Annotated in this window: 8 protein-coding genes; 1 reads left to right on the top strand and 7 read right to left on the bottom strand. The window is 62.4% G+C overall.

Going from position 1 to position 10,062, the window contains the following annotated elements; genetic code table 11:
* Positions 1-249: 249 nt before the first annotated feature.
* From FJ934_RS14840 to FJ934_RS14810, 7 genes are all read right to left on the bottom strand, one after another.
* The gene (locus FJ934_RS14840; RefSeq protein WP_140610352.1) at positions 250-1,620 is read right to left on the bottom strand and encodes an FGGY-family carbohydrate kinase; all 1,371 of its coding nucleotides are present in this window, start codon (positions 1,618-1,620) and stop codon (positions 250-252) included.
* Positions 1,617-1,934, bottom strand: coding sequence for an L-rhamnose mutarotase (rhaM, locus tag FJ934_RS14835; RefSeq protein ID WP_140610351.1), 318 nt, complete (start codon positions 1,932-1,934; stop codon positions 1,617-1,619). Before rhaM ends, FJ934_RS14840 begins: the two co-directional genes overlap by 4 nt.
* On the bottom strand, positions 1,934-2,938 hold the full coding sequence (locus tag FJ934_RS14830) for an ABC transporter permease (protein WP_140610350.1): 1,005 nt from the start codon (positions 2,936-2,938) through the stop codon (positions 1,934-1,936). The genes rhaM and FJ934_RS14830 overlap by 1 nt, the downstream gene beginning before the upstream one ends.
* Positions 2,939-3,161: 223 nt before the next feature.
* Positions 3,162-4,139 carry an ABC transporter permease gene (locus FJ934_RS14825; protein ID WP_140610349.1) on the bottom strand — a complete coding sequence of 326 codons (978 nt, stop codon included), beginning with the start codon at positions 4,137-4,139 and terminating at the stop codon, positions 3,162-3,164.
* Positions 4,136-5,692 carry a sugar ABC transporter ATP-binding protein gene (locus tag FJ934_RS14820; RefSeq protein ID WP_246671513.1) on the bottom strand — a complete coding sequence of 519 codons (1,557 nt, stop codon included), beginning with the start codon at positions 5,690-5,692 and terminating at the stop codon, positions 4,136-4,138. Before FJ934_RS14820 ends, FJ934_RS14825 begins: the two co-directional genes overlap by 4 nt.
* A gap of 113 nt (positions 5,693-5,805) precedes the next feature.
* Positions 5,806-6,801 (bottom strand): rhamnose ABC transporter substrate-binding protein, encoded by a 996-nt coding sequence (rhaS, locus tag FJ934_RS14815; protein WP_140610348.1) that lies wholly within the window; start codon positions 6,799-6,801, stop codon positions 5,806-5,808.
* Between the two features lie 55 nt (positions 6,802-6,856).
* On the bottom strand, positions 6,857-7,660 hold the full coding sequence (locus tag FJ934_RS14810) for a DeoR/GlpR family DNA-binding transcription regulator (protein ID WP_140610347.1): 804 nt from the start codon (positions 7,658-7,660) through the stop codon (positions 6,857-6,859).
* A 186-nt stretch (positions 7,661-7,846) separates the two neighbouring features.
* Here FJ934_RS14810 and FJ934_RS14805 point away from each other — a divergent pair, with 186 nt between their 5' ends.
* Positions 7,847-9,949 (top strand): bifunctional rhamnulose-1-phosphate aldolase/short-chain dehydrogenase, encoded by a 2,103-nt coding sequence (locus tag FJ934_RS14805; protein ID WP_140610346.1) that lies wholly within the window; start codon positions 7,847-7,849, stop codon positions 9,947-9,949.
* Positions 9,950-10,062 lie beyond the last annotated feature (113 nt).

Below are 10,062 nucleotides of genomic sequence, written 5' to 3'. Positions count from 1 at the left end.
CCGGTCCTCCCGGCGGACAAGAAAACCGTTACCCATGCAATCGGTCCATCCTGTTACCTATCTATCCGGTTCGGACACCGGCACCTTCTCCCCGTTAGTGACGGGGAGAAGGGGTGGCCGCAACGGCGGCGATTGGCGAAACCGTCGACGACGCGTTTTTCTCCCCGTCACTAACGGGGAGAAATGCCCGGCAGGGCAATGAGGGGCGGCGCCGGCCTGTCAAGCAAGGCTGGGTAGCCATGCCGCAACTTATGCCCTGGCGGCCTTTTGCCATGCTCGCGCATAATCGCTCCAGGCGCGCTCAGCCGGCGGCTCAGTTCGCTCGCCTTTGCTCGTAATCGTAGCGCCATCCGACGCCAGCAGCGCTGCGCCGATGCTGGTGCCCGTCGAGGTCTCCGATGAGATGACCGGTCTGCCTGTCGCTGCCGCCAGCATGCGGATGAAAAGCCGGTTTTGGGCAAACGGCCCTTCGACCGTCGTCGGACCGTCGCCGCCTATGAGGTCCAGGCAGGTCGCGGTCATCAGCGCGAGGTAGAACGAAATCGCGGCGAAACGCTGCCCGGGACTGGAATTTTCCGCATTGCTCCACTGCGCGGTGCGGTGCGGGAACGGTCCAGAACCCTGCTGAGCGGAAGGCAGCAGCAAGACCTTTCGCGTCAGCACGGCGGCAACGTCATCTTCGCTCGAATCCTGCGGCTTGTCCTCGGTCAGCGTCGAAAACTCTCGACCGCCCATGAACCGTGCGGAGGGCACCGGATCGCCGAGCGCATTGACATTGACCAGCGTGTCGCGTGTCGGGTCGAGCACGACTGGTCTGCCGCCGACCGCCATCGACACCACCCAGGTGCCGGTCGAAACCACCGAAAAGGGTGGCGCGTCGGACAGGAGATGTGGCAGCAGCGACGCGTTGGAATCGTGCAGACCACAAAAAACGGGCGTCCGTGGATCGAGGCCGGTCCGCACCGCAAGCGTGGGCAGGATCGGGCCGAGCCGGTCCCCGGCCGGCCGCACCGGCGCCATCAGCCGACGCCAATCCAGTTTGTCGACCATCGAGGAGAAATCGGCGGTCCACGGGTTCCACAGATCGGTGTGGCAGCCGAGCGACGTCACTTCGTTGGCGGCGATGCCGGTCAGCCGCAGCGCCCAATATTGCGGGTACATCAGCATCGTGGTGGCCCTGGCGAATTCCAGCGGGAAACGCTTCTGCTGCCAGAAGAATTGCGCGCCGAGATTGAGGCCGAGCGGCAGGCGCGGCGTGCCGGTCTCCCCGAAGGGCGGGCGCGTCGCGTCATAGTCCGCGGCCAGACTGTCGGGACCGTCGAACTCATAATCGAGCACAGGCAGCACCAGTTCGCCCGCGGCATTGACCAGCACGCCTGTCGCGCCGTGGGTGGTGATCGAAATGGCGTCGATGCGCTGCTCGCGGTTGAGGCCCGCCAGGCCGTCGAGGATGAAATTCCACAGCGCTTCGACATCGTGGTGCGGGTAGGGCGCCTGACGCACCGGCGCATTTGCCATGCGACGCAGCGCGACCTCGCTCAAGGTGACCAGATCGACCAGCGCCACCTTGGCATTGGTTTTGCCGATATCGATGACGGCGACATGGCGTATCGTGCTCATTCCAGGTGGAACACCGTTTCCAGCGGCACCGCCACCGGCTCGTTGTCCGGCTTGGTCTCCATGATGTCGGCCATATGAGCCCACCAGCGCTGCATCACCGGATGGTTCGGCAACTCGGCCATGCCGTGACCATCCCGCCGCCACAGCACCCCGAACAGGATGTTGGTTTCGTCATCGAGATGGATGGAATAATCGGACACCCCGACCTGCTTCAGCAGCGCCACCAGAGACGGCCAGATCTCGTCATGGCGCTTTTTGTACTCGGCCCTCATGCCGGGCTTGAGCATCATCTTGAACGCGTACTTCTCGGCCATCAGCGTCCTCCGCGCAGCCGCCGCCAGACGATCGGCAGCGCGATGACGATGATCAGCAGCAGACCGATGAAGATCGACATGACGATGCCGGGCACGTTGAGCAGGCCGAGGCCGAAGGTCACCAGCCCCATGATGAAGGCGGCGAGCACGACGCCCAGAATGCTGCCGGCGCCGCCGAGAATGCTGACGCCGCCCAGCACCACCATGGTGATGATTTCGAGCTCGTAGCCCTGCGCGATCGACGGTCGGGTGGAGCCGAGCCGGGAGGTGATCAGCACCGAGGCGATGCCCGACATCAGTCCGGTCAGGCAAAACAGGATGAATTTGATGCGCCCGACGCGCACGCCGGAAAACTGCGCCGCGACCGGATTGTTGCCGATGGCGAAGACGCGGCGGCCGAAGCTCGTCCGGTGCAGCAGGAACCAGTAAGCGACGGCGGCTATGAGGAAGAGCACCAGTTCGAACGACACCACCCACCAGACATAGCCTTGCCCGAAGAAGGCGAAGCTTTCCGGATAGCCCTTGTAAGCCTGGTCGCCGAGGATGATGAAGGCGATGCCGCGAAACAGGCTCATCGTGCCGATGGTGACGACGATGGAAGGCAGGCCGAGCCTTGTCACCAGCAAGCCATTGAAGGCGCCGCAGCCGAGCCCGACGACGATGCCGATCAGCACCAGAACCGGTGTCCCGGCGCCGGCCTGCACCGCCATGCCCATCAGCGTCGACGCGAGCGCGACGATGGCCGCGACCGACAGGTCGATCTCGCCCGAAATGATCAGCAACGCCATGGCAAAGGCGATCAGGCCCTTTTCGGTGAAATTGAACGTCAGGTCCGACAGCGAATAGGGATCGAGGAAATACGGCGAGGCGAAGCTGTTGATGGCGAAGATGAGAACCGCGATGATGACGAGCAGCGCTTCCCACGAGAAGATCGCCGAGGACAGCGGCTTGTCGAGCCGGTCGGGGATGTGGCGCGGGGCAGGGGGCCTGGTTATGTCGGTCATTTGGCCAAACCGATCGAATGTTGGCGCCGCCCCTCACCCTTACCCTCTCCCCATATAGAGACGGGGAGAGGGGGGCGCCAGCGTTGGAGCTTCTCCCTTCTCCCCGTCACTATACGGGGAGAAGGTGCCGGCAGGCGGATGAGGGGCGGCACAAACCTTGAAAACAGGACTGTTGCGATCGGCAACAATCTGACCTCTCGATCCAACCGGAGCGAAGTGCTGTTCATGCCGCCTCGATCTTTCTCAGGATGATGCGGCCCTGCTGGCGTTCGCCGCGCGCGTTGAGCACGACGGCCAGGATGATCGCGCTGCCCGAAATCGCCATTTGCCAAAAGGGCGAGATGTTGATGACCGGCAACGCGTTGGAGATGATGCCGAGGAACAGCGCCCCTAACACCGCGCCGCCGACCGAGCCGATGCCGCCTGCAATCGAGATGCCGCCAATGACGCAGGCGGCGATGATGTTGAGCTCGTAGCCGTTGGCGACCTCGACCGAGGCGATCACATAGCGCGAGATCCAGAGGTAGCCCGAGAGGCCGCCGATCATGCCCGAGATGCAGAAGACAATGAATTTCGTGCGCCCGACATCGATGCCGGCATAGACCGACGCCGTCGGGTTGACGCCGATGGCGTAGATCGAGCGCCCGAGCGCGGTCCGCGTCATCAGGGTGAAGAACAGCGCGATGACCAGAACGGCGATCCAGGAGAGCACGGGAACGCCGAGGAAGGCGGTGCGCTGGAAGCCGATGAAATCCGGGCTCATTTTGTCGGCATTGACCCACGCGCCGCCGGACAGAACGAAGGTGGCGCCGCGATAGATGGTCAACGTGCCCAGTGTCACCACGATCGAGGGGATGTTCAGCCGCCACACCAGAAGGCCGTTGATGGCGCCGAGCACCAGCCCGACGGCCAGCGCGATGACGATCAGCAGGGGGATGGGGATCGCCGGGTGCGCGGCGTTCAGCATCGCCACCACCATGCCGGTGAAGCACAGGTTGGAAGCCATCGACAGGTCGATCGACCGAGTCAGGATGACCACCATCTGGCCGAGCGCCAGGATCATCAGGATCGATGTGTCGTTGAACACCTGGCGCAGATTGCCGGGGTCGGCGAAGGCGGGGAAGCGGGTCGAGATCAATCCGATCAGAACGGCGATGGCGGCGAGCAGCCAGATTTCGCGATATTTCAGGATAGCTTTCATGCCGCGATCCCCGCCGCGGTCCGGACCAGCGTCTCGGCGTCCAGTCCCTTGTTGTCGTAGACCGCCGCGACGAGACCCTCGCGCATGACGACGACGCGGTCGGACATGCCGAGAATCTCCGGCAGTTCCGACGAAACCATGATCACCGACAGGCCTTGCGCCACCAGCTCTGCCATGAAGCCGTGCACGGCGGCCTTCGAACCGATGTCGACGCCCTTGGTCGGTTCGTCGAGAATGATCACCTTGGGCGCGGTCGCCAGCCATTTGGCGATGACGACCTTCTGCTGGTTGCCACCCGACAGCGTGCCGACATCCTGGCTGAGCGAGGAGGCGCGCAGATCCAGCCGCTCTGTATAGGTGCGGGCGAGTGAAAACTCTTCCGCCAGCCGCAACAAGCCGGATTTGGAGGTGCGCGTGAGCGAGGGCAGCGAGACATTCTGGAAGATCGGCAGGCCGATCACCACGCCCTGCTTGCCACGTTCTTCCGGCACGTAGACGATGCCGGCCTCGATCGAATCCGCCGCCGATTTTGGCGCGATTATCCTGCCTTCCAGCGTGATCGTGCCGGCCGATGTGCGGGTGATGCCCGAAATCGCCTGCATCACCTCGCTGCGCCCGGCCCCGATAAGGCCATAGAAGCCGAGGATTTCGCCCTTGTGCAGTTCGAAGCCGATGTCGTTGAATTCGGTCGGATGCGACAGGCCGGAGACGGACAGCACCGGCGCGCCGATCTCGGCCTTGCGCTGTGGAAAGATGTGGTCGACCGAACGGCCGACCATCATGCGCACGATCTGGCTCTGGCTGGTATCCTTGATCAGGCCTTCTCCGACCATCTCGCCATCGCGGAACACCGTATAGCGGTCCGCGATGCGGTAGATCTCGTCGAACTTGTGGCTGATGAACAGGATCGCCTTGTCTTCGCTCTTGAGGAATTCGATGAGCAGGAACAGCTCCTCGATCTCCTTCATCGAAAGGGCGGCTGTCGGCTCGTCCATGATGACGATCTGGGCGTCGATCGACATGGCGCGCGCCACGGCAACCAAGTGCTTGTTGGCGATTCCGAGGTCCTTCAGCCGTGCGTCGGCATCGATATGGCCCGCATGCATGGTGTCGAGCACTTCTCGGGCGTCCTTGCGCATCGTGCGCCAGTCGATGGTGCCGAAACGCGAGCGCGGTGCATGGCCGAGAAAGATATTTTCAGCGACCGAAAGGTCGTCGAACAGCACGGTTTCCTGATGGATCGCGGTGACGCCGTGCCCGAAAGCGACATGCGCGCTGGGCAAGGTGACGGCCTGGCCGTCGATGCTGATTGTGCCCTCGTCGGGCTGGTAGATGCCGGTCATGATCTTGACCAGTGTCGATTTGCCGGCACCGTTTTCGCCGATCAACGCCGTCACCTGGCCCGGATAGAGCGACAGGCTGACATTGTGCAGCGCGCGCACGCCGGGAAAGCTCTTTGAGATGCCGGACAGCGTCAGGCGAGGAGCTGCCTTACCCTCCCCCTTGCGGGGAGGGTCGCGAACAAAGTGAGCGGGGTGGGGGTCTACAAGCATATCAAAGTCCTAATGTGCGGAGACGTCGCCATCCCCACCCCGTCTCGTCGGTATTGCTTCGCACGACCGTCTCGCCGACCCTCCCCACAAGCGGGAGGGTACCGGCTCCAGGATCAATAGATCTTGGAGAACTTCTCGATGTTGCTCTTGTCGAACTGGAAGGGCGGAGCCATCGCGGCCGAGTTGGTGTCGTCGAGCGTGACCTTGCCGACGCGGCCGATCGACAGTGTGGCGCCGGGCTTGGCCTCTTCCTTCTTCACGGCCAGATCATGGGCGAGGTACACGGCCGAGTAGCCGAGATCGATCGGGTTCCACAGCGCGACCGCCTGGCTAGCGCCATTGTCGATGAACTTCTTGAACTCGGACGGCAGCGCCAGGCCGGTGACATTGACCTTGCCGATCAGGTTCTCGTCGGTGACGACCTGGGCGGCGGCGACGACGCCGACCGTGGTCGGCGCGATGATCGCCTTGAGGTTCGGGTAGGACTTCAACAGGCCCTTGGCTTCGTCGGTGCTCTTGGCCGAATCGTCATCGCCATAGACCGTGGCGACCAGCTTGATCTTGGGGAACTTCTCCGGCAGCACCTTCTTGGCAGCTTCGATCCAGGCGTTCTGGTTTGTCGCGGTCGAGGAGGCCGACAGGATGGCGACATCGCCTCCTTCCGGCAGATAGTCGGCGGCGAGCTTGATGATGGTCTCGCCGATCAGGCCGGTATCGGACGGGTTGAGGTGAAGCTGGCGGCCCTCCTTGGCGACGCCCGAATCCCAGGAGATGACGGTGATGCCGCGCTCCATGGCTTTCTTCAGCACCGGCACCAGCGCGTCGGCGTCATTGGCGGAGATCGCGATGGCGTTGACCTTCTGCGCGATCAGCGAATTGACGACTTCGATCTGCGCCTCGGCGGTGGCCTTGGTCGGGCCGGTGTAGATGATGTCGACGTCGCCGAGTTCCTTGGCCGCCTCTTCGGCGCCCTTGTTGGCGGCATCGAAGAAGCCGTTGCCGAGCGACTTCACCACCAGCGCGATCTTGACGTTCTCGGCATAGGCGGCATTCACGAACATGGCGGCCGAGAAGGCCGCTGTTACCAGCAATTTCTTCAAGAAGCTCATCGAATATCCTCCCTTGAGCGTTGCATTCCATCGTCGCTGCGGGCGTGAGATGATCTCAGGCCTGCAGTGAAGATTCTTCCTTTGCCGACTTGCGGGCGACGATCAGCGTCACACCGGCTGCCTCCAGCATCTTGGCTTCGCGATCCTCGATGCCGTCATCGGTGATGACGGTGGCGATGCGCGTCAGACCACACAGGATCAGGCTCGAGCGTTTGCGGAACTTCGAGGAATCGACCAGCACCACCAGCTCGTCGGCCTGGTCGATCAGTTTCTGCTCCGCCTGGATCAAAAGCGGGTCGCCTTCCATGAGGCCGAGCGGCCCGAGCCCCTGGGCGCCCATGAACATGCGGCGCGCGTAGAAATTGCGCGTCACGTCGTTATCGAAGGGCGACAGGATGATGTTCTGCTCGCGATAGATGGTACCGCCCGACAGCATCACCGTGTTCTTGGAATGCTTGAGCAGATGCTCGGCGATCGGGAATGAATTGGTGAAGATCGGCATGCGGCGGCCGGTCAGGAAATGCACCATTTGGAAGGTGGTGGTGCCGCCATTGATGATGATCGGCTCGCCGTCCCGACACAACTCGACGGCTTCGCGCGCGATTGCCCGCTTCTGCGCGGCATTGAGCGTTTCATTGACTGAGAAGGGCCGTCCGGCAAGGCCGATGAATTGCGGCGGCGAGATCGCCTCGGCGCCGCCGCGCACCCGGCGCAGGCGCTTTTGCACATGAAGCGCGGCGATATCGCGCCGGATCGTTGCCTCGGAGGACTCCGTCAGGTCGACCATCTCCTGCACCGTCACCACGGGTTTTTCCTGGACGGCGGACAGAATGATCCTGTGGCGCTCTTTTTCGTGCATGGTTCCTCCCTGCCTGGCCATCTAGGCACTCAAAAAGAACAGTGTCAATCATTTCCGATCATATAATTTCATTGTGCGGTGCAATATGATCGATAATGATCGTTTATGATTGACAAGTAAGCCTGTTGCGTAGACATTCGTGACGAAAAGGGACCGCGCTTTCTGGGTCCCCAGGGAGGACTATCCATGCTCGACAAGCGCTCCGGCTCGCGCCTCGCCAATCTTTGGGATGATGCGAAGGCCAAGGGGATGAGCGAGCCCGAGCTTCTGGTCTATCGCTCGAACACGCTCGGTTTCGACAAGCGCGTCACCAACTATGGCGGCGGCAATACGTCATCGAAGATCTGGCAGAAGGATCCGCTTACCGGCGAGAATGTCGAGGTGCTTTGGGTCAAGGGCTCGGGCGGCGACAGCGCTTCGATCAAGCTCGACGGTTTCGCCACGCTCTACATGGACAAGCTGCGTGCGCTCAAAGGCCTCTACCGGGGCGTCGAGCACGAGGACGAAATGGTGGGATATCTCCCCCACTGCACCTTCAATCTCAATCCGCGCGCGGCCTCGATCGACACGCCGCTGCATGCCTATGTGCCCAAGCCCTTTGTCGACCATATGCATCCCGATGCCATCATCGCGATTGCCGCCGCGAAGGATTCCAAAGCGCTGACGAAAGAGATATTCGGCGACGCGATAGGCTGGCTGCCGTGGAAGCGGCCTGGCTTCGAACTTGGCCTCTGGCTGGAGAAATTCTGCCTCGAACATCCCCAGGCCAAGGGTGTCATCCTTGAAAGCCACGGCCTGTTCACTTGGGGAGACACCCCCAAGGAATGCTACGAAACGACGATCTCGGTGATCAACCAGGCGATCGAATGGTTCGAGCGCCGCTCCGAAGGCCTCGCCATTTTCGGCGGCGAAGTGGTGAAGTCGCTGGACGCTTCGGCTCGTCGCGCCATCGCGGCGAAACTGATGCCGAAAATCCGCGGCCTGATTTCGGAGAAAAGCCACAAGCTCGGCCATTTCGACGATTCGCTCGCCGTGCTCGAATTCGTCAACTCCAGGGATTTGCGCCCGCTGGCGGCACTCGGCACCTCATGTCCGGACCATTTCCTGCGCACCAAGATCCGGCCGCTGGTCATCGAATTCGATCCGGCGAAACCGGATGTCGATGCCGTCATCGCGCGCCTCGCCGATGATGTCGCCGCCTATCGGGTCGGCTACCAGGCTTATTACGACAGCTGCAAGCATCCGGACTCGCCCGCTATCCGCGATCCCAACGCTGTGGTCTATTTGATGCCGGGCGTCGGCATGTTCACCTTCGCCGGCGACAAGGCGACGGCACGCATCTCTGGCGAATTCTACGTCAATGCCATCAACGTCATGCGTGGCGCCTCGACGGTCTCCTCCTATGTCGGTCTGCCCGCGCAGGAAGCTTTCGACATCGAATACTGGCTGCTCGAGGATTTGAAGCTGCAGCGCATGCCGAAGCCGAAGTCGCTCGCCGGCCAGATCGCGCTGGTCACCGGCGGTGCCGGCGGCATTGGCCGAGCGACCGCCAACCGCCTGCTGCGCGAAGGCGCCTGCGTGGTGCTGGCCGACATCGACGAAACGGCACTCGCCAGCGCCAATGAGGAACTGGCCAAGGCCTATGGCAAGGATTTCGTCCGGCCTGTTGTCATCAACGTCACTTCGGAAGACCAGGTCGTCGCCGGCTTTGCCGAGACGGCGGTCGAGTTCGGCGGCATCGACATCCTGGTGTCCAATGCGGGTCTCGCCTCTTCGGCGCCGATCGAGGAGACGACGCTGGCGCTGTGGAACAAGAACATGGATATCCTGTCGACCGGTTATTTCCTGGTTTCGCGGGAAGCCTTCCGGCTGTTCAGGGTGCAGGGGATCGGCGGCAATGTCGTCTTCGTCGCCTCCAAGAACGGCCTTGCCGCGTCGCCCAATGCCGCCGCCTATTGCACCGCCAAGGCAGCCGAGATTCATCTCGCCCGCTGCCTGGCGCTGGAGGGCGCGGAAGCACAGATCCGGGTCAATGTCGTCAACCCGGACGCGGTGCTGCGCGGCTCGAAAATCTGGACCGGTGAGTGGAAGGAACAGCGCGCCGCCGCCTACAAGATGTCCACGGACGACCTGGAGGAACACTACCGCTCGCGCTCGATGCTGAAGCGCTCGGTCTTTCCGGAAGACATTGCGGAAGCGATCTATTTCTTCGCTTCCGACATGTCGGCCAAGTCGACCGGCAACATCGTCAATGTCGACGCCGGCAACGCGCAGAGCTTTACGCGGTAACTTGTTAAAGTTGGCGCTGCCCCTCACCCTCCCCCTCTCCCCGTGAAGAACGAGGAGAGGGGGATCATCGGCGCCGGAGCGCTTTCCTTCTCCCCGTTCTTCACGGGGAGAAG

It is taken from the genome of Mesorhizobium sp. B2-4-12 (assembly GCF_006441575.1).
GTDB lineage: Bacteria > Pseudomonadota > Alphaproteobacteria > Rhizobiales > Rhizobiaceae > Mesorhizobium.
This window is presented reverse-complemented; position numbering and strand designations above follow the sequence as displayed.